Below are 18,550 nucleotides of genomic sequence, written 5' to 3' on the forward strand. Positions count from 1 at the left end.
ACCTCTTGGCTGAAACGTTGCTCTTAGATCGTCCCCCGGACCCGACGATCAAGGGGGCTTGTGCCCTTGCGAAAACGGCCGGCACTGAGGTGCCGGCCGCTTGATCGTTCTTTGACGAGAGATCGGCAGGCTCAGCGCCCGACCGAACCCGTCGCGCCCGCATCGGTCGCACCACGCGCGGCGGTGGCCGGGGAGCGCCCCTGCGGATCGCTGAAGTAGCGGAAGAAGTCCGAGGACGGCGAGATCACGAGGCGGGTGTCGGAGCCCTTCAGCCCGGTCTCGTAGGCCTGCATTGACCGGTAGAAGCTGAAGAAGTCGGCGTCCTTGCCGTAGGCTGCGGCGAGGATGCGGTTCTTGTCGGCGTCGCCTTGGCCGCGCAGGGTCTCGGAAGTCTGGTTGGCTTCAGAGATCAGCACGGTCACGTCGCGGTCGGCCTTGGCCTTGATGGTCGCGGCGATCTGGTCGCCGTTGGCGCGGATGTCGGCGGCCTCGCGGTTGCGCTCCGTCGTCATGCGCCGATAGACGGCCGTGCTGTTCTGCGCCGGCAGATCGACGCGGGTCATGCGCAGATCCACGATCTCGACGCCCAGCTCCTTGGCCTGCCGGTTCACGTCCCCCTGGATCTGGTTCATCAGGTCCGAACGCTGGGTCCGCACGATGGCGTCCCGGGTCGAGCGGGCGAGCACGTTGCGCAGGGCCGAGTTGGTGAAGCTGGCGAGCAGGGTGTTGGCGCGCAGGACGTTGTTGGCGGACTGGTAGAACTTCAGCGGATCGATGATCCGGTAGCGGGCGAAGGCGTCCACTTCGAGGTTCTGGCGATCGGCCGTCAGGAGGGTCTGCACGGGCAGGTCGAGGTCGAGGACCCGCTTGTCGAACAGGACGACGTTGTCGAAGAACGGCACCTTGAAATACAGGCCCGGCTTGTCGGTGCCGGTCTGGTTCAGGACGGCGCGCACGCGGCCGAACTGAAGCACGAGAGCCTGCTGCATCTGGCCCACGGTGAAGACCGAGGCGTAGAGCAGAACGAAGACGGCCGCCGCCGCGATCATGAGGCCGGTGCGGATTGCGGGGTTGTTCATCGTGCGGCTCCACCGGTGCTGCGGGCGCCGAACTCGTTGAGCGGCAGGACGGGGACGACGCCGGCGCCGGCATTGTTCACGCCGGTGCCGTTCTGATCGATGATCACCTTGTTCACCGAGCCCAGGACCCGCTCCATCGTTTCGAGGAAGATGCGCTCGCGGCTGATAACCGGGGCGACCTTGTAGGAATCGTAGACCTGCTGGAAGCGGGCGGCCTGACCGGTCGCCTCGGCGGTGGCCTGGGTCTTGTAGGCCTCGGCGGCCTGTACGATCTGCGCGGCCTTACCCTTGGCCTGCGGCAACTCGCGGCTCGCGTAGGTGCGGGCCTCGTTCTGGGCGCGCTCGGCGTCCTGCTGGGCGGCGTTGACGTCGATGAAGGCGGGACGCACTTCCGGCGGTGGGTTCACGGCGACGAGCTGGACCACTTCGATGCGGACGCCGGCGCCGTACTCGTCCAGCGCCTTCTGGGTCAGCTCCTTGACCTCCTGGGCGACGCTCGACTGCTCGTTCGTCAGGATCGCCTGGATGTTGCGGCGGCCGATGACTTCGCGCATGGCGCTTTCCGCGATGGCCTTGATGGTGCCTTCGGGGTTTTCGAGATTGAACACGAAGTCCGACGCTTTCAGCGGATTGATCCGCCACTGCACCTCGAAGTCGAGGTCGACGATGTTCTCGTCGCCGGTGAGCATCAGGCTCTCGTCGGCCTTATCGGTGCTGCGACCCTGCGGGCCGGCCCGGTAACCGATCTGAATGCTGTTGACCTGTCCGACATTCGGCTTGGTCACGGCCCCGATGGGATAGGGAAATACGTAGTTCAGGCCCTGACCGGTGGTGCCGGTATAGCGCCCGAACATGGTTTCGATGCCGACCTGCTGTGGGGCCACCGTGTAAAAGCCCGTGACGAGCCATGCCGCTGCAACGAGTCCGGCCGCGATGAGAATGCCGCGTCCGCCACCCATCGAACCACCCGGCAACACGCCGCGCAGGCGATCCTGGCCGCGCCGGAGCAACTCCTCGAGGTCCTGGGGCGTCTTGCCGCCGCCGCCCCCGCCGCCGCTTCCCCACGGGCCACCCCCGCCGCCATTGCCGCCGCTGCCCCGGCCCCAGGGCCCTCCCCCGTTGCCGCTACCGCCGCCGCTCTGATTGCTCCAAGGCATGCTCGCCGATATCTCCCGTTCCAGCAGCGTGTTCGCCGCACAAAGCTCACCGGGCACGAAGCCCACTCGCGCCGTTCGTTCGCACTGTCACCCAGCGCGAACTCTACTCCATCGCGTGGACAGGAGTGTCGGACGGCCCCGATCGACCCGCACCACCTGCGAGCCCGCCCGCCGTCCTGTCAAGGTTGGACCGAAGGCGGCCGAACGATGCCGGTACGGACCTCTACGGCACTTGGGCATCGCCGATCCGAAAGACAACCGCCGGGGGAACCTTTGCGCATTGGGTCGCGGGTCGCGAGGCTCGGGGTCGCGGGGTCTGGGATCGCGGGCCTTTGCGGGGCGAGATCCGGCCCGCCGGACTCACGCGATCCGTTCCAGATCGACGAAGCTGAAGGCGCAGTTGTCGTGCGTTCCCGTCGGATGCGCCTCGCGCAGGGTCTCGCGAAAGGCGGCGCGGTCGAAGGGCGGAAACACCGTGTCGCCCTCCGGCGCCAGGGCGACTTCCGTCAGGTGGATGCGGTCGGCCTGCGGCAGGGCGAGCCGGTAGATCTCGCCGCCCCCGGCCACCATCAGTTCCCCGGCCGGGACGGCGGCGTCCACGGCCTCCTCCCAGCTCCCCACGGTTTCGATGCCGGGTGCGGTGAAGCCCGGATCGCGGGTGAGCACCAGGATGCGCCGGCCCGGCAGGGGGCGGCCGATGGACTCGTAGGTCTTGCGGCCCATCACCACGGGCTTGCCGAGGGTGAGCGCCTTGAACCGCTGAAGGTCGCTGCGCAGGCGCCAGATCAAGGCGTTGTCGCGGCCGATGACACCGTTTTCCGCGACCGCGGCCAGGAGGGTGATGCGGGGCCGCGCCATTAGACCGCCACCGGCGCACGAATGGCGGGGTGCGGCGCATAGCCTTCGATGGCGATGTCGTCGAAGCGGAAATCGAACAGGCTGGTCACCTCCGGGTTCAGCACGAGGCGTGGCAGGGGGCGTTCCTCGCGGGTGAGCTGCAGGCGGGCCTGATCAAGGTGGTTCACGTAGAGGTGGGCGTCGCCCAGCGTATGGATGAAGTCGCCGGGCTCCAGTCCCGTGACCCGGGCGATCATCGCGGTCAGCAGGGCGTAGCTGGCGATGTTGAACGGGACACCGAGGAACACGTCGGCCGAGCGCTGATAGAGCTGGCACGAGAGCCGCCCCTCCGCGACGTAGAACTGGAACAGGCAGTGGCAGGGCGCCAGCGCCATCCGGTCGAGGTCCGCCGGGTTCCAGGCCGAGACGACGAGGCGGCGCGAATCCGGGTTGCGGCGGATTTCGTCGAGCACCCAGGCGATCTGGTCGACGCTGCCCCCGTCGGGTTTGGCCCAGGACCGCCATTGCCGGCCGTAGACTGGACCGAGGTCGCCCTGCGCATCGGCCCACTCGTCCCAGATGGTGACGCCATTGGCCTGAAGCGCCCGCACGTTGGTGTCGCCCGTGAGGAACCACAGCAATTCGTGGATGATGGAGCGCAGGTGCAGCTGCTTCGTCGTCACCAGGGGGAAGCCGTCCGCGAGAGCGAACCGCATCTGATGGCCGAACACCGAAAGGGTTCCGGTGCCCGTGCGGTCGTCCTTGCGGACGCCCTCGTCGAGGATGCGCTGGAGAAGCTGGTGATAGGCGTGCATCGCGGCTCCGACTGTGGTTCTCAAATAACGGGTCCCGGTCGTCGAGGCGAGATCATCCGCGCCGTCCGCGCGGATTGTCCCTAACGATCCTCATCCCTCGGGCCAGAGCACCCAGGCGATCATGGCGAGGTTGCTCCAGGCGTGGAGGAGGATGCACGGCCACAGCCGGCCGCCACGCCAGCGCAGCCAGCCCAGTATCAGCGCCAGCGGCAGGAGCGAGATCGGCCGGGCGAGGCCGAAACCGTTGATGTGCGCACCCGCGAACAGCCCGGCGGTTGTGAGGATGGTGAGGACCGGACCGGCGCGGGTCAGACCGCGGGCGAAGACGAAGCCCCGCATCAGCAGTTCCTCCGCCACGGGCGCCACCACCACCACGGTGGCGAGCCACAGGACGATGCCCACGGCGAGCAGGGACGGCGACAGGGTGGCGTGGCGGGCCACCGGCGCGCCGAACAGCGCCCCGGTGCCCGTGACCCAGGTGATATGGACGATGGGCCAGGCGACGAGGAGCCACCCGAAGGTCCGCCGCGGCAGGCGCGCATCGCGCGGGGCCGACAGGGCCAGGATCCGGCGCCAGTCGGGGCCGGCTGCCCAGCGGGCGGCGGCGAGGACGAGGAGGGCGAGGATGCCCTGGCGGACCGCATCGAGGGCGAGGGCCCGGACGGCGAACTGGCGCGGGCGCAGGGGACTGCGTCCGGCGGCCGAGAACGGATCGAGCCCGTCGATCCAATCGGCGCCGACCCGGACGATCACCAGGGCGATCACGCTCGCGGCGCTGAGGAGGAAGGCGACCCACAGCACCATGGCGGCGATCGCGAGCCCGGCCCGCCCGATCGCCAGCCACCGCCCGATGGCGGCCGGGTCGTCGGGTTCGGCGAGGACGCGCGGATCGGGCTTCAAAAGCGGCCTGACTCTCTCTATGTTCAGGGGACAGACGACGCGTCAGCGATGGCGCGCCGTGGTCCCCGTGTCGGAGGGGCGTTCCGACCGCGCGACGGTACCCGCCACCTTCCATCAGAACCATGGGCCTTTGGACGCATCGCATGCGGTCTGGACAGGCTCCGGGTTCCAGCGGAAGGTCGAGGCCGTACAGGCATTATCGGAGTGACCCGGCAACGGCGCTCCGCTCGATTTTCATCCGACCCCGGTGCGCTTTTGGGCGCGCGACGGCGGCCAGGCACCGGGTATAAGCGACCGCAGATGGCAGACGATCTGATCCGTTACGATCTTCTGGTGCAGGACGCCCTGCGCGGCGTCGTGCGCAAGGTGCTCACCGACGCGGCCCGGGACGGGCTCGCGGGCGAGCATCATTTCTACGTGTCCTTCCGGACGGAAGCGCCCGGCGTGCGGATGTCGCAGCGCCTGCGCGAGAAGTACCCGCAGGACATGACCATCGTGCTCCAGCACCAGTTCTGGGATCTGGGCGTCAACGAGCACACCTTCGAGGTCGGGCTGTCGTTCTCGGGCGTGCCCGAGCGTCTACTGGTGCCGTTCGACGCGCTCTCGGGCTTCTTCGACCCCTCCGTCCAGTTCGGCCTGAAGTTCGACCTGACCGAGGGCATGGAGGAGGCCGTCGAGGCCGTCGACGACGACGTCACACCGCTCGCCACCGGCAAGACCGCTCCGCGCGGCGCCGCTTCCGAGCCGAGCGAGCTGAAGCCCAAGGGCACGGGTCTGGCGGCCATCGGCTCCAGCGTGCCGAAGATCGGTCCCGCCACCGCGCCGGCGCAGAGCGACAAGGACGCGGACGAAGCCGACAAGCCCGCCGCCAAGCTGTCCGTCGGCAAGGCGTCCGCTTCGAAGAAGGCCGAGGGTGAGGGCACCGAGGCCGGCGCCGAGGTCGTCAGCCTCGACGCGTTCCGCAAGAAGAGCTGAACCACCGGAATGCCGGCCTTTCGGAGGCCGGTGTTTTCCGTCGGTGCTGCATTCAGGCTCGCCGTTCCACGCCCATGCGAAGGCCATGCTCCGGCCGCAGGGTGACCCGATGCAGGGGCGTGACCGGCGGGTGATCCGCCGCCATCCGCAGGCGCACGGCCCGGATGATGTGAGCGAGGACGATCACCGCTTCCTGCACGGAGAAGCTCTGGCCGATGCACACGCGCGGCCCGGCCCCGAACGGCAGGTAGGCGAAGCGCGGGATGTCCTTGCGGGCCTCGCCGAGGAACCGATCCGGCACGAACGCGGCGGGATCGTCCCACAAGGTGCGGTGACGGTGAAGCACGTAGGGTGCCACCATCACGAGGGAGCCCCGGGGAATCTTCACCCGGCCGATACGATCCTCCGCGATGGCCTGGCGGCTGAGGAACGGCACCGGCGGGAACAGCCGCATGGTCTCCTCCATGACCGCCTTGGTGAAGGGTAGCGCCTCGGCATCGAATCCTTCGCCCGCCGGCACGGCATCGACCTCGGCCTCGATTCGCGCCCGCGCACCGTCGTCCTGTGACAGGCAGTAGAGCGCCCAGGTCAGGGCATTGGCGGTGGTTTCGTGGCCGGCCGCAATGAACGTGACGATGTTAGCCTTCACTTCGAGGTCCGTCAGGCCCTTACCGGTCTCCGGGTCCTGCGCCTTCAGCAGCAGGGTCAGGAGGTCCGCCGGCGCACGATCGGCCGCGATGAGGGCGCGGCGCTTGTCGATGAGCGCGTCCACCACCTCGGCGAAGAACCGCACGGCGGGCCGTGCCCGCAGGCGCCCGATGCGCGGCACGAAGCTCGGGATCCCGAACACGTCGAGGGGATCGATGGGCCCGACGGCTTCGAGAAACCGCGTGATCGCCCGGCCCAACGCATCCGGGTCGCTCGCGAGGCCTTGGGTGAAGATCGTCCGCTCCAGCACGTCGAGGGTGACGCGGGTCATCTCCAGGGCGGCGTCGATGGTGGTCCCGTCCCGGCGCGCGAGCCGCCGGGCGATGCGAGCGCCGGCCGCATTCATGGGTTCGGCGAAGCCGAGCACGTGGCGGGCGGAGAAGATCGGCGCCAGGGTGCGGCGCTGAAGCTTCCACTCCTCGTCCTCCGCCGTCAGCAGGCCGTTGCCGAGGCCCGGCGCCAGCACCCGGCGCTGCAGGTCGTCCTTGCGGTAGTTCGCGGCGTTCTCGACGTAGAGATAGCGGATCAACGCGGGGTCGCTCACCACGGTGACGCGGCCCATGGCGCCCTCGCCGGCCATCACGGGCTTCTCGAAATGGTCGTCGAGCCAGGTGGTGATCGGGTTGGCCCGCGCCGCCTTCAGGAAGGCGAGGAGGCCCATGGGCCGGCGCAGGGGGCGCGGCACGGCCGGGCGGAAGCGCGCGGGGGCGTCGGGCGGGCACGGGGCGGCGGCATCCATCATCGGCGTGTCATCGATCCTCGGTCCGGGGCCGGTCGCTCGAAAAGCGTTGAGACATCCACGGCACCGTCACGCGGCACCATCGCGGTTTCGACCCGCCCGGTCTAAGTAGGGTTCGCCGCAGCCACACGAAGAGGCCACGATGTCGCCGACCGAGACGCACAGCGAAGAGACCCCCGCCACCCGCACGGAATCCGACACGTTCGGCCCCATCGAGGTTCCGGCGCATCGCTACTGGGGGGCTCAGACCCAGCGCTCGATCCAGAACTTCAAGATCGGCACCGAGCGGATGCCGGCGCCCCTCGTCCACGCGCTCGGCCTCGTCAAGCAGGCCGCCGCCCTGGTGAACCAGGATCTCGGCGGCCTCGACCCGAAGGTCGCCCAGGCCATCGCGGCGTCGGCCGCCGAGGTCGTCGCGGGCGAGCACGACCAGGAATTCCCCCTGGTGGTGTGGCAGACGGGGTCCGGCACCCAGTCCAACATGAATGCCAACGAGGTGATCGCGAGCCTCGCCAACGAGTTGCTGGGGGCTAAACGCGGCGGCAAGTCACCGGTGCATCCCAACGACCATTGCAACCGGGGCCAGTCGTCCAACGACGTGTTCCCCACCGCCATGCACATCGCGGTGTCGCGCGAGATCAACGACCGGCTGATGCCGGCCCTGAAGCACCTGCACGACGCCCTCGACGCCAAGGCGACGGCCTTCGCCGACATCGTCAAGATCGGCCGCACCCACCTGCAGGACGCGACGCCGGTGTCCCTCGGTCAGGAATTTTCGGGGTACGTCGCGCAGGTGGCTTTGGGCAGCGCCCGCGTCCAGGCGACCGTACCGGGCGTGCTGGCCCTGGCCCAGGGCGGCACCGCGGTCGGCACCGGCCTCAACGCGCACCCGGATTTCGCGGAGAAGTTCGCCGCCAAGGTCGCCGAGTTGACGGGCCTGCCGTTCACCTCGGCCGAGAACAAGTTCGAGGCGTTGGCCACCCACGACGCCCTGGTGTTCACCCAGGGGGCGCTGTCGGCGCTCGCCGCCGGCCTGTTCAAGATCGCGCAGGACATCCGCCTGCTGGCGTCCGGACCGCGCTCCGGCCTCGGTGAGCTGTCGCTGCCCGAGAACGAGCCCGGCTCCTCGATCATGCCCGGCAAGGTCAATCCGACCCAGTGCGAGGCGCTGACCATGGTCTGCGCCCAGGTGATCGGCAACGGCACCACCGTGAGCTTCGCCGGCAGCCAGGGCCACTTCGAGTTGAACGTGTTCAAGCCCGTCATCGCCAACGCGGTGCTGCAATCGGTCCGGCTCCTCGCCGACGCGGCGATCTCGTTTGCCGACAATTGCGTGGTGGGCATCAAGGCCAACGAGGACCGCATCGCCGACCTCATGAGCCGGTCGCTCATGCTGGTGACGGCGCTCGCCCCCTCCATCGGCTACGACAAGGCCGCCGAGATCGCGAAGACCGCGCACAAGAACGGCACCACCCTGAAGGAGGAGGCCCTGCGGCTCGGCTACGTCACGGAAGAGGAGTTCGAGCGCGTGGTGCGCCCGGAGACCATGCTGGCACCCAGCGCCGACTGACGGGGACGCGCATGGCGGAGATCATCAACCTGCGCGACGCCCGCAAGGCGAAGGCGCGGTCCGAGAAGGAGGCGAAGGCGGCGGACAACCGCATCGCCTTCGGCCGCCCGAAGAAGGCCAGGACCCTGGCGGACGCCAAGAAGGCCATCGAAGTCTCGCGCCACGAGGGCCACAAGCTCATGGGGCCGGACTCGGAGTGAAGGGGCGCACCCCGTGACCGGCGGCATCACCAAGCGCTCGGTGATGATCGCCGGGCACCGCACCAGCGTGTCCCTCGAGGACCCGTTCTGGGACGCCCTGCGGGAGATCGCAGAAGCGCGTGGCAAGTCGGTGCAGGCGCTGATCGGTGACATCGATGCGGGCCGGGACGGGCAGAACCTGTCGTCCGCGATCCGGGTGTTCGTGCTGGTGGCGGTGCAGGCATGTATCCGATGAAGACGCGCTACGATTCGAACGCGGATGCCCCTTACCTCGGCTTCTCGGACGATCCGCTCGTCGAGAGCGAAGAGGTGCGCCCGGGCATCATCTTCGCTCTCGACGGCGAGCGCCGGGTGATCGGCATCGATATCCTCGATGGCGCTCGACACATGTCACCTGGGACGGACCTGAAGAGTCTCGCTACCACAGCTTGAAGCTACTCTGCCGCCGCAAGTGTGGGCCCGGACGCAAGCCCTTCGAGCACCGCCGGCTTCGGGCCGCCCGTCGCCCAGTCGAGCAATTCCACCGTGTGCACGATGGGAATCGCGGTGCCCTTTCCGATCTGCGTCGCGCAGCCGATGTTGCCCGTGGCGATGACGTCGGGGCGCATCCGTTCGATGTTGGCGACCTTGCGGTCCCGGAGGCGGCCGGCGATCTCGGGCTGGAGGATGTTGTAGGTGCCGGCCGAGCCGCAGCAGATATGCCCCTCGGGTACGTCCTTCACGGCGAAGCCCGCACGCTTCAGGAGGTTCTTCGGCTCCGTGCGGATGCCCTGGCCGTGCTGCATCGAGCAGGCGGAGTGGTAGGCGACCACGAGGTCGCTCTCGATGAGCGTCGGCATCAGGCCGAGACCGGCCATGTACTCGGTGACGTCCTTGGCGATCCCCGAAACCCGCGCGGCCTTCTCGGCATAGGCCGGGTCGTCGCGGAACATGAAGCCGTAATCCTTGATGGTGGTGCCGCAGCCCGACGCCGTGACCACGATGGCGTCGAGGCCTTCGCCGTCCATTTCGGCGATCCAGGCGTCGATGGTGCGCTTGGCCTGGGCATGGGAGGATTCGGCTTTGCCCATATGGTGGGTGAGCGCGCCGCAGCAGCCCTCCCCCCTGGCCTGCACCACCTCGACGCCGTGGCGGGTCAGCAGCCGGATCGCCGCCTCGTTGAAGTCAGGCCGCAGGACGCTCTGGGCGCAGCCGCGCAGCAGCGCGACGCGGCCCGTGCGGGCCGGGGCCGTGGTGCCCTGAAGGGCGGCGCTGGCCTCCAGCGCACGGGTCTCGGCCGGAAAGGTGCCGGGCCGGTCGGTGCGGTTGCGGTTCGGCAATTCGGCCGGGGCGAGATCCAGCATGGCGGCGAGCCGGTTGCCGAGGCCGGGCACCCGCGCCACCAGGGGGCGGAACGGGCTCCCGAGCTTGGCGCCGAGCAAAGCCAGTCGGAAACGGTTCGGATAGGGCAGTACGAAGGCCAGCACCGCCCGGAGCGCCCGGTCCCCGAAGGGACGGGTGTAGGTTTCCTCGATATGCGCGCGGGCGTGATCGACGAGGTGCATGTAGTGCACACCCGAGGGGCAGGTCGTCATGCAGGACAGGCACGACAGGCAGCGGTCGATGTGCTTGACCACCTCCGGCACGGCGGGCTTGTTGCCCTCCAGCATGTCCTTGATGAGGTAGATGCGGCCACGCGGGCTGTCGAGTTCGTCGCCCAGCAGCAGGTAGGTCGGGCAGGTGGCGGTGCAGAAACCGCAATGGACGCAGGTCCGCAAAATCTTTTCCGAGGCCGCCATGGCGGGATCGGCGAGCTGCGTCAGGCTGAAACTGGTCTGCACGGCGTGTTCCTGAATCCACCCATCGCGGTGCCGCTTTACACCATCGGCATGGCGGCCCCGTCGTCTTCGCCCGGACCTTAGAGCGGAACGGGCGGTCTGCCGAGCCTTTGGAACTGCTCCAAATACTGGCCGGCGGGTTCTTGATAGTCGGAACCCGAGGCCGATGCCTGCGGGTAAGAATGTCGCGGCGACGTCAGATCTCCGCATACATCCGGCCCGGATTGAACACGCCCATTGGGTCGTGCGCCGCCTTGAGACCCGCCGTGATCCGCATCAGCGGCTCGGACAAGGGCTCGAACACCGGCACGGCGGCGCGCACGGCGTCGGGCGCGCGCACCAGGGTGGCGTGGCCGCCCTGCGCCTTCACCGCCGCCCGCACGGTCGCGGCCCCGGCATCACCTTCGGCCGCGGTCGCCAGCCAGATCAGGCCGCCGCCCCAATCGTAGAACCACCGCGCGTCGCGCTCCGCCGCGATGGCGGCTGCCAGGGCGGGGCCGTGGGTCGGGGCGGTGGAGAGACGCCAGATGGCGGCATCCGCCGGCTCGGCCAGGGGGGCGGCGTCGCGGATGCCTGTCCACAGGGCGGTGCCGGTGTCGCCCTCGACGATCTCGGGCGCACCGAAGCGCTTGAGCAGCTTCGTCAGTTCGCCGAGCCGATAGGCGACCGAGTCCGAAAACCCCTCGACCCGCATGGCGGTGCGGGCCTTGGGGCCGCCGATCCCGGCCGGCAGGTGGGCTGCGCCGGTGAGCTCGAACGGCGAGCCGAGGGCGGCCGAGAGGGCGGCGACGGCCCGGGCATCGTCGAGGCCGGAGAACACCAGGGTCGACACCCGCTCCTGCACCGGCAGCACCTTGAAGGTGACCTCCGTGAGCAGCCCGAGGGTGCCCCAGGCGCCGGCCATGAGCTTCACGAGATCGAGGCCGGTGACGTTCTTCATCACCCGACCGCCGGACTTGATGATCTCGCCGCGTCCGTTGACGAAGCGCACGCCGATGAGGCTGTCGCGGGCCGCCCCGGCATTGATGCGGCGGGGGCCGGAATTGTTCGTGGATGCCACCGCGCCGAAGGTCGGCGTGCCGTGCGTCCCCATCAGGCCGCGATGGTCCATGGGCTCGAAGGGCAGCATCTGGCCGCGCCCGGCGAGCAGGGCCTGCACCTCGGCGAGCGGTGTGCCGGCGAGCGCCGAGACCACCATCTCGGCCGGTTCGTAGAGGGTGATGCCCGACAATCCGGCGGTGGACAGCGTCGCCTCGTCCTCGGATGCGGGATTCCCGGCCGGGCGGCCGATCCCCGCCTTGGTGCCGCCGCCGACGAGGCGCAGGCGCTCCGCCCGGTCGGCGGCCGCGCGGACGATGTCCGCCGCCGCATCCGCGTCGTGAGGCTCGTATGACCGCATCGTTTCCCGCCCTGGCCGGGCGGCGTGCCCGGTCCGTCTTCGTGTTTTGTGGTCCGATCCTAATGAGAATCGTTCGCGATTGCATCCGGTCCGGTGCGTCCGGTTCCCGCCTTCGACGGTCCTGCGCGCCGCGCCGCCAGGCGGGCTGCGATGAGGGTGCGCAGGCCGGCGATGTCCAGGACCCAGGTGAACCCTCCGACGACTAGGAAGCCGAGGGGCAGGCTGACCGCGAGGGCCCGCACGGGCTCGAGATGGCGCAGGGGTACGAGGCACAGGGCCATGGCCGCACAGGCGATACCGGCCATCAGGAGATCGCGCCACGGCAGGCGCAGGCGCTGCGGCCCCGTGAGCGCCCGGAGCGCCAGGAACCCGGTGGCGGCGGCGAGACCCGCCGTCTGCGCCGCCGCGATGCCTTCCGGTCCCATGAGCGGCGGCAGCAGCCACAGGCCGAGGGCGTCGACGGCGAGGCCCACCACGGCGGCGGCGATCACCGGCAGGGTCCTGCGGCGGATCTGGAAGATCGGATTGAGGGCGAAGTTCATCATGGCGAGGCAGAAGAAGCCCGGGATCATCAGCCCGGCATAGCTCGCGAATGGGCCGCGATAGGCCTCCGGCACCACCAGGGCCTGGAGGGCGGGAAGGATCGCCCAGAACCCGACGGCGCAGGGCAGCAGCAGGGCGACCACCACGCCGACATTGCGCCCGACCTGGGCCTCGGCGGCCGCGCGGCCCTCCTCCTCCTCGACGCGCACGGCGAGCTGGAACAGCAGGAGGTCGAGGGCGGTGCCCAGCGTGCCGATGCTGCGCGTGGTGACGTCGGCCGCGAGGGCGAAGTAGCCGGCCTCGGCCAGCCCGGCCTGGGCCGCGATGGTGCCGCGATTGAGGAACGGCAGCAGCTGATAGATGGCGTTGGCGGCGATCAAGGGCAGGCCGTAGGCGAGGAACAGCCGCCAGGTCTCGGCGAGGCGCACGCGCAGGCGCGGGCTCACGGGATCGCGCATGGGCCGCCATAGGATCGCGGCGGCGAGGAACTGGCTCAGGCCCGCCGCGGCGAGCACCCAGGCCGGCTGGGGCAGGAGCCACGCCGTGCCGGCCATGAGCACGAAGGCCAAGGCGTTTTTGATCGCCACCAGCCGGAAATAGAGGCCACCGTCGAAGCGGGCGCGGGCGAGCGCCGCGTGGTAGTCGAACACTCCGATCCCGAGGGCGGCCACGCCCGCGCCCGCCGTGATGGCCGCGCGGCTCTCGGGCCCCGCCTCCACGCCGAGTCCGGCGCAGACCAGGGCGGCGGCGAGGAGCCCGGCGCCGAGTACGGCGTAGGCCCGGTCGAGACCCTGGCGGATCCACGGCTCCTGATCGCGGACGCGGGCCGAGTAGAACCGCGTCGCCGACAGGCGCAGCCACTCGAACAGCACCGTGTTGGCCACGATGGCGCCGGCGGTGGCCAGCGCGAACAGACCGAAATCCGCCGGGCCCAGCAGCTTCGCGATGAGCAGGCCGAGCACGAAGTTCAGCCCGGCGTTGAGGACGAAGGCGCAGATCACGGCCATGGCGGGAACGGGCAGCCTTGCGCCGAGCGGGGCGCTCGCGCCTTTGACGGGACCCTAAGCGGAGGTGCGCAAAGAATCCGTCAACCGCCCGGCGTGACGATCCTCAGAACCACCCCCGCATGCGGAAGAACACGATCGGCACGAGGGCGCTGAGAACCACGAGGGCGAGGCCGTAGGGATAGCCGTAGGCCCAATCGAGTTCGGGCATGTGCTTGAAATTCATGCCGTAGAGTGAGGTCACGAGGGTCGGCGGAATGCCCACGACCGAGACCACGGTCAGCACCCGGAAGGTGTTGTTCTGCTCCATGTTGATGAGGCCGAGGGTGGCGTCGAGGAGGAACTGGACGTTCTCGGATTGACGGATCTCGAACTCGTCGAGGGAGGCGATGTCCCGTCGCACGGCCTCGAAGCGCGGCACCTGCTCGGCGCCGAGCAGGTGCTCGCACTCGTTGGCGACGAAGGGGACGATGCGTTCGAGACCCAGCAGGCTGGACCGGATCTTGCCCAGCGCCTTGCCGCGCCGGCCGATGCCGCGCAGGATCCGGCGGAGCGCCAGATCGCGCCGTCGCGGCGTCTGGGTCTTGAGCTTGTCGTCGCTGGCGGGCGCGCCGCCCCGCACGTCGAAGTCGAAGATCCGGGTCGAGAGGGCATCGAGATCGGCGCCCATGTCCTCCAGGGAATCGGCGAGGCTGTCGACCAACTCCTCCATGAGCAGGAGGAAGATCTCCGTGCTCGTGGTGGACGGGCCGTCGCCCTCGGCGATGCGCTTCTTCACCTCCGCGAACGCGCGCAGATCGTGGAACCGCACGGTGACGAGGTGGTCCTTGGTCAGGACGAACCCCAGGGGCTTCAACAACGAATCGACCTTGTCGAAGGTGATCATCGGCGTCGACAGCGAGAAGCCGTTCTTGAGACGCCGCAGCCGGCTCGAATTCTCCACCTCGCTGAGGGCTTTTCGCGATGGGACGCGGATGCCCGTCGCGTCCTCGATGCGCTGCGCCTCCTCGGCACTCGGGTCGTCGAGGTCGATCCACACTGTGGCGGCAGGCATCGGTCCGGCGCCGTCGGTGGCGGGGGACCCGACCGCACCCTGTGGTCCATGAAGGCTGATCATCGGGGATGATTGGTCCGTGGCGGAGCGGATCGAGAGAGAATTGCCGTCGCGCAACCGTCGCGCCGACCTGCGACAGTCTTGACTCACGCAAGGCATGCGCCTACCTCCGCGGCATCGTTGGCACTCACCGATCGAGAGTGCTAACGGCCTGGGTTGAGCGCGCTGCCGCGCCGCATCAACGCCATCCACGAATTTAGAGCAAGAGGGCAGCTCATGAAGTTCCGTCCGCTGCACGACCGTGTCGTCGTCCGCCGCATCGAAGGCGAGGAGAAGACGAAGGGGGGCATCATCATCCCCGACACCGCCAAGGAGAAGCCGCAAGAGGGCGAGATCGTCGCCGTCGGCCCCGGCGCCCGCGACGAGGCCGGCCGCATCAACCCCCTCGACGTCAAGGCCGGCGATCGCGTGCTGTTCGGCAAGTGGTCCGGCACCGAGGTCAAGATCGACGGTCAGGATCTCCTGATCATGAAGGAATCCGACATCATGGGCGTCGTCGCCTGAACGGCGATCTGCCCTCTTCCTTCGTCCCCCTACCCGAGCCCTTTGAGCGCGCTTTTACTCTGAGCGCCTCGGGGCTTCCCACCGCATGAGGATTTGAACATGGCAGCGAAAGAAGTCCGTTTCGGCTCCGACGCCCGCGAGAAGATGCTGCGCGGCGTCGATATCCTGGCCGACGCAGTGAAGGTGACCCTCGGCCCCAAGGGTCGTAACGTCGTCATCGAGAAGAGCTTCGGTGCGCCGCGCATCACCAAGGACGGCGTCACCGTCGCCAAGGAGATCGAGCTTTCCGACAAGTTCGAGAACATGGGCGCCCAGATGGTGCGCGAAGTGGCCTCGAAGACCAACGACATCGCGGGCGACGGCACCACCACCGCCACCGTCCTGGCCCAGGCCATCGTCCGGGAAGGCGCCAAGTACGTCGCCGCCGGCATGAACCCGATGGACCTCAAGCGCGGCATCGACCTCGCGACGAAGGCCGCCGTCGAGGACATCACGAGCCGCGCCAAGAAGGTCGCCTCGTCCGAGGAAGTCGCCCAGGTCGGCACCATCTCGGCCAACGGCGACAAGGAAATCGGCGAGATGATCGCCCATGCCATGCAGAAGGTCGGCAACGAGGGTGTCATCACCGTCGAGGAGGCCAAGACCGCCGAGACCGAGCTCGACGTCGTCGAGGGCATGCAGTTCGACCGCGGCTACCTCTCCCCGTACTTCATCACCAACGCGGAGAAGATGGTCGCCGAGCTCGAGGACCCCTACATCCTCATCCACGAGAAGAAGCTCTCGTCGCTCCAGGCGATGCTGCCGGTGCTCGAGGCCGTGGTGCAGACGGGCAAGCCCCTCGTCATCATCGCCGAGGACATCGAGGGCGAGGCGCTCGCCACCCTCGTGGTGAACAAGCTGCGCGGCGGCCTCAAGGTCGCGGCCGTCAAGGCTCCGGGCTTCGGCGATCGCCGCAAGGCCATGCTCGAGGACATCGCGATCCTGACCCAGGGTCAGATGATCGCCGAGGACCTCGGCATCAAGCTCGAGAACGTCACCCTGCCGATGCTCGGCCGCGCCAAGCGCATCCGCATCGAGAAGGAGACCACCACGATCATCGACGGTCTCGGCGAGAAGTCGGACATCGAGGCCCGCGTCGCCCAGATCAAGGCGCAGATCGAGGAGACCACCTCGGACTACGACCGTGAGAAGCTCCAGGAGCGTCTGGCCAAGCTCGCCGGCGGCGTCGCGGTCATCCGCGTCGGCGGCGCGACCGAGGTCGAGGTCAAGGAGAAGAAGGACCGCGTCGACGACGCGCTCAACGCCACCCGCGCTGCGGTGGAAGAGGGCATCGTCCCCGGCGGCGGCACCGCCCTCCTCCGCGCCCGCGAGGCCGTCCGCGCCCTCAAGAGCGACAACCCGGACGTCCAGGCCGGCATCAAGATCGTGCTGAAGGCCCTCGAGGCGCCGATCCGTCAGATCGCCGCCAACTCCGGCGTCGAAGGCTCCATCGTCGTCGGCAAGATCACCGACAACACCTCTTCGATCACCTACGGCTTCAACGCCCAGACCGAAGAGTACGTCGACATGATCCAGGCCGGCATCGTCGACCCGGCCAAGGTCGTGCGGACCGCCCTGCAGGATGCCTCCTCCATCGCCGGCCTGCTGGTGACCACGGAAGCCATGATCGCCGATGCTCCGAAGAAGGACAGCGCCGGCGGCGGTATGCCGGGCGGCGGCGGCATGGGCGGCGGCATGGGCGGCATGGACTTCTAAAAGTCCGAGCGTCTTGAGCCGAACTTGATAGAGGGGGTCGCCGAGAGGCGGCCCCTTCTTCGTGGCCGAGAGCGTGGGACACGCCCTTGGCAGTCTCGGGCGTCGCCACTCCGCGTCCACGCCGGGAGCATGGTGATCGCGGGGCGACGTCGGCTGTCGTATCGCCGATCCCCCTACCCAAGAAAATGGCCCGGATCGCCCTGAAGCGGTCCGAGCCAGGAAGACGATGTCCGATGCGACCGGTGTCCGGCCGCCCGGGTTTCAGCGCCCGAAGATGCCCTTCAGGAACTGCGCCGTCCGGTTGCGCTTCTTCTTGCGCTCGAGTTCGGCCGCGTCCTTGACCCAGGCGACCTGTACCACCCGGCGTTCGCCTTCGAACGGCTCGTGGCCGTGCCAGGAATTGTCGGACCGCAGGAAGGCGAACATCGTGCCCATGGTGGGCGGCACCTCGACGGCGAAGGGTTCGTAGTTCCGGCCGTCGTAGAGCACCCGCAGGCGCCCGGCGGCGGGCGCGTCCCAGGCATCGTTCATGTAGATCAGCATCGTCATCACCTTCGACGGCCCGTCGGTGTGAATCGATCCGTATTTCGGCTGGCTCTTCTTCATGATGGTGGTGAGGCGCGGGCACGAGACGAGATCGATGCCGAACTTCTCGCCCATGATGCGGGAGAACTCGTCGCTCTCCAATTCGTCGATGAGCGCCTTGAACCGGCCCTTGAGCGCCACCTCGTCCACGGTGAGGTAACCCGGCTTGGCAATCGCCGGGAAGTCCTGCCGGATTTCGTCGATGGCCGCGCGGTCGAGGACGTCGTTGCCGAGGAAAAACGTGTAGGGCTCGCGCGACACGGGCGCGGCGCGCACGGCTTCGAGGTTGAGGATCGAAAGTCCCGACATGGCTGCCTCTGTACCCGTTCCGTCCGATGATCGGCGCACGCTCCGGCGCAACAGCGGTGGATAGAGCGCCCGATTGCGGCAACCGGACGGCAAGACGGGGCACGGCCCTTTTCGCGCCCGGCGGAAACTGCCATGCTTGGGCTCAGCAAATCACCGGAACGGCGCCCCGCCATCGTGACGAGATGTTTCGCCCTCGCCCTCTGCGTCGTCCTGGCGACGCCGGCGAGCGCCCAGACCACCGGGACGACCGCCCGCATGGCCTGCGCCGACGCCATGGCGCTGGTGAAGCGCCAGGGGGCGATCCTCCTCGACACCGGCAACCAGACCTTCCAGCGCTTCGTGCGCGACCGCAGCTTCTGCGAGCTCTCGGAGATCGCCGACCTGCGCTTCGTGCCGACCCGCGACAACCCGGAATGCCCCATCGGCTATCGCTGCCGCGAGCCGGGCTACGGTGACTGGGATTGGCAATAGAACACGCGGGCCAGGATTTTCGTCCGCTCAGGCACCCGTCCGGCCACGATCTCGCCACGACCCGCCGTC

19 protein-coding genes are annotated in these 18,550 nt (G+C 68.7%); 8 read left to right on the forward strand and 11 right to left on the reverse strand.

Features of this window, described 5'->3' with window-relative positions; translation table 11 throughout:
- Nucleotides 1-131 precede the first annotated feature (131 nt).
- From ASG60_RS20410 to ASG60_RS20430, 5 genes are all read right to left on the reverse strand, one after another.
- Nucleotides 132-1,079 carry a protease modulator HflC gene (locus ASG60_RS20410; RefSeq protein WP_056387524.1) on the reverse strand — a complete coding sequence of 316 codons (948 nt, stop codon included), beginning with the start codon at nucleotides 1,077-1,079 and terminating at the stop codon, nucleotides 132-134.
- On the reverse strand, nucleotides 1,076-2,236 hold the full coding sequence (gene hflK, locus ASG60_RS20415; RefSeq protein WP_056387688.1) for an FtsH protease activity modulator HflK: 1,161 nt from the start codon (nucleotides 2,234-2,236) through the stop codon (nucleotides 1,076-1,078). Before hflK ends, ASG60_RS20410 begins: the two co-directional genes overlap by 4 nt.
- A 360-nt stretch (nucleotides 2,237-2,596) precedes the next feature.
- Nucleotides 2,597-3,094 carry a dihydrofolate reductase gene (locus ASG60_RS20420; protein ID WP_056387526.1) on the reverse strand — a complete coding sequence of 166 codons (498 nt, stop codon included), beginning with the start codon at nucleotides 3,092-3,094 and terminating at the stop codon, nucleotides 2,597-2,599.
- Entirely contained in the window at nucleotides 3,094-3,888 is a 795-nt protein-coding gene (locus tag ASG60_RS20425) for a thymidylate synthase (RefSeq protein WP_056174467.1), read from the reverse strand. Before ASG60_RS20425 ends, ASG60_RS20420 begins: the two co-directional genes overlap by 1 nt.
- Nucleotides 3,889-3,978: 90 nt before the next feature.
- A complete protein-coding gene (locus ASG60_RS20430) occupies nucleotides 3,979-4,788 on the reverse strand; it encodes a CPBP family intramembrane glutamic endopeptidase (RefSeq protein WP_244476729.1) in 810 nt (269 codons plus the stop codon).
- Between the two features lie 300 nt (nucleotides 4,789-5,088).
- Here ASG60_RS20430 and ASG60_RS20435 point away from each other — a divergent pair, with 300 nt between their 5' ends.
- A complete protein-coding gene (locus tag ASG60_RS20435) occupies nucleotides 5,089-5,763 on the forward strand; it encodes a ClpXP protease specificity-enhancing factor SspB (RefSeq protein ID WP_056387528.1) in 675 nt (224 codons plus the stop codon).
- Between the two features lie 52 nt (nucleotides 5,764-5,815).
- On the opposite strand, the gene ASG60_RS20440 is transcribed toward ASG60_RS20435, so the two are convergent.
- Nucleotides 5,816-7,213: a cytochrome P450 gene (locus ASG60_RS20440; RefSeq protein WP_056387531.1), complete on the reverse strand. Its 1,398-nt coding sequence runs from the start codon at nucleotides 7,211-7,213 to the stop codon at nucleotides 5,816-5,818.
- 139 nt (nucleotides 7,214-7,352) lie between these two features.
- Here ASG60_RS20440 and fumC point away from each other — a divergent pair, with 139 nt between their 5' ends.
- From fumC to ASG60_RS20460, 4 genes are read left to right on the forward strand one after another with little or no spacing between them, the layout of a single operon-like run.
- Nucleotides 7,353-8,780: a class II fumarate hydratase gene (gene fumC, locus ASG60_RS20445; RefSeq protein ID WP_056387534.1), complete on the forward strand. Its 1,428-nt coding sequence runs from the start codon at nucleotides 7,353-7,355 to the stop codon at nucleotides 8,778-8,780.
- A gap of 11 nt (nucleotides 8,781-8,791) precedes the next feature.
- Entirely contained in the window at nucleotides 8,792-8,980 is a 189-nt protein-coding gene (locus ASG60_RS20450) for a DUF4169 family protein (protein ID WP_056174459.1), read from the forward strand.
- A gap of 13 nt (nucleotides 8,981-8,993) precedes the next feature.
- The gene (locus tag ASG60_RS20455) at nucleotides 8,994-9,215 is read left to right on the forward strand and encodes a ribbon-helix-helix domain-containing protein (RefSeq protein ID WP_056387536.1); all 222 of its coding nucleotides are present in this window, start codon (nucleotides 8,994-8,996) and stop codon (nucleotides 9,213-9,215) included.
- The gene (locus ASG60_RS20460; RefSeq protein ID WP_056387694.1) at nucleotides 9,212-9,412 is read left to right on the forward strand and encodes a DUF2283 domain-containing protein; all 201 of its coding nucleotides are present in this window, start codon (nucleotides 9,212-9,214) and stop codon (nucleotides 9,410-9,412) included. Before ASG60_RS20455 ends, ASG60_RS20460 begins: the two co-directional genes overlap by 4 nt.
- 2 nt (nucleotides 9,413-9,414) lie before the next feature.
- Here the strand turns inward: ASG60_RS20460 and ASG60_RS20465 are convergent, their stop codons facing one another.
- The 4 genes from ASG60_RS20465 to ASG60_RS20480 form a co-directional block, all read right to left on the reverse strand.
- Nucleotides 9,415-10,800, reverse strand: coding sequence for a heterodisulfide reductase-related iron-sulfur binding cluster (locus ASG60_RS20465; RefSeq protein WP_056387539.1), 1,386 nt, complete (start codon nucleotides 10,798-10,800; stop codon nucleotides 9,415-9,417).
- A 193-nt stretch (nucleotides 10,801-10,993) separates the two neighbouring features.
- A complete protein-coding gene (locus tag ASG60_RS20470; protein ID WP_056387541.1) occupies nucleotides 10,994-12,196 on the reverse strand; it encodes an FAD-binding protein in 1,203 nt (400 codons plus the stop codon).
- Nucleotides 12,197-12,255: 59 nt separating this feature from the next.
- The gene (locus ASG60_RS20475) at nucleotides 12,256-13,746 is read right to left on the reverse strand and encodes a polysaccharide biosynthesis C-terminal domain-containing protein (RefSeq protein ID WP_056387544.1); all 1,491 of its coding nucleotides are present in this window, start codon (nucleotides 13,744-13,746) and stop codon (nucleotides 12,256-12,258) included.
- 103 nt (nucleotides 13,747-13,849) lie between these two features.
- Nucleotides 13,850-14,860 (reverse strand): magnesium transporter CorA family protein, encoded by a 1,011-nt coding sequence (locus tag ASG60_RS20480; RefSeq protein WP_056174448.1) that lies wholly within the window; start codon nucleotides 14,858-14,860, stop codon nucleotides 13,850-13,852.
- 213 nt (nucleotides 14,861-15,073) lie between these two features.
- On the opposite strand from ASG60_RS20480, the gene groES reads away from it, so the two are divergent.
- Nucleotides 15,074-15,361 carry a co-chaperone GroES gene (groES, locus tag ASG60_RS20485; protein ID WP_056094907.1) on the forward strand — a complete coding sequence of 96 codons (288 nt, stop codon included), beginning with the start codon at nucleotides 15,074-15,076 and terminating at the stop codon, nucleotides 15,359-15,361.
- 99 nt (nucleotides 15,362-15,460) lie between these two features.
- On the forward strand, nucleotides 15,461-17,116 hold the full coding sequence (groL, locus tag ASG60_RS20490; RefSeq protein ID WP_056174446.1) for a chaperonin GroEL: 1,656 nt from the start codon (nucleotides 15,461-15,463) through the stop codon (nucleotides 17,114-17,116).
- Between the two features lie 261 nt (nucleotides 17,117-17,377).
- Here the strand turns inward: groL and ASG60_RS20495 are convergent, their stop codons facing one another.
- On the reverse strand, nucleotides 17,378-18,010 hold the full coding sequence (locus tag ASG60_RS20495) for a 2OG-Fe(II) oxygenase (RefSeq protein ID WP_056174444.1): 633 nt from the start codon (nucleotides 18,008-18,010) through the stop codon (nucleotides 17,378-17,380).
- A 132-nt stretch (nucleotides 18,011-18,142) separates the two neighbouring features.
- On the opposite strand from ASG60_RS20495, the gene ASG60_RS20500 reads away from it, so the two are divergent.
- Nucleotides 18,143-18,481: a hypothetical protein gene (locus ASG60_RS20500; RefSeq protein WP_056174442.1), complete on the forward strand. Its 339-nt coding sequence runs from the start codon at nucleotides 18,143-18,145 to the stop codon at nucleotides 18,479-18,481.
- Nucleotides 18,482-18,550 lie beyond the last annotated feature (69 nt).

Origin of the sequence: Methylobacterium sp. Leaf469, assembly GCF_001424745.1 — a bacterium.
GTDB lineage: Bacteria > Pseudomonadota > Alphaproteobacteria > Rhizobiales > Beijerinckiaceae > Methylobacterium.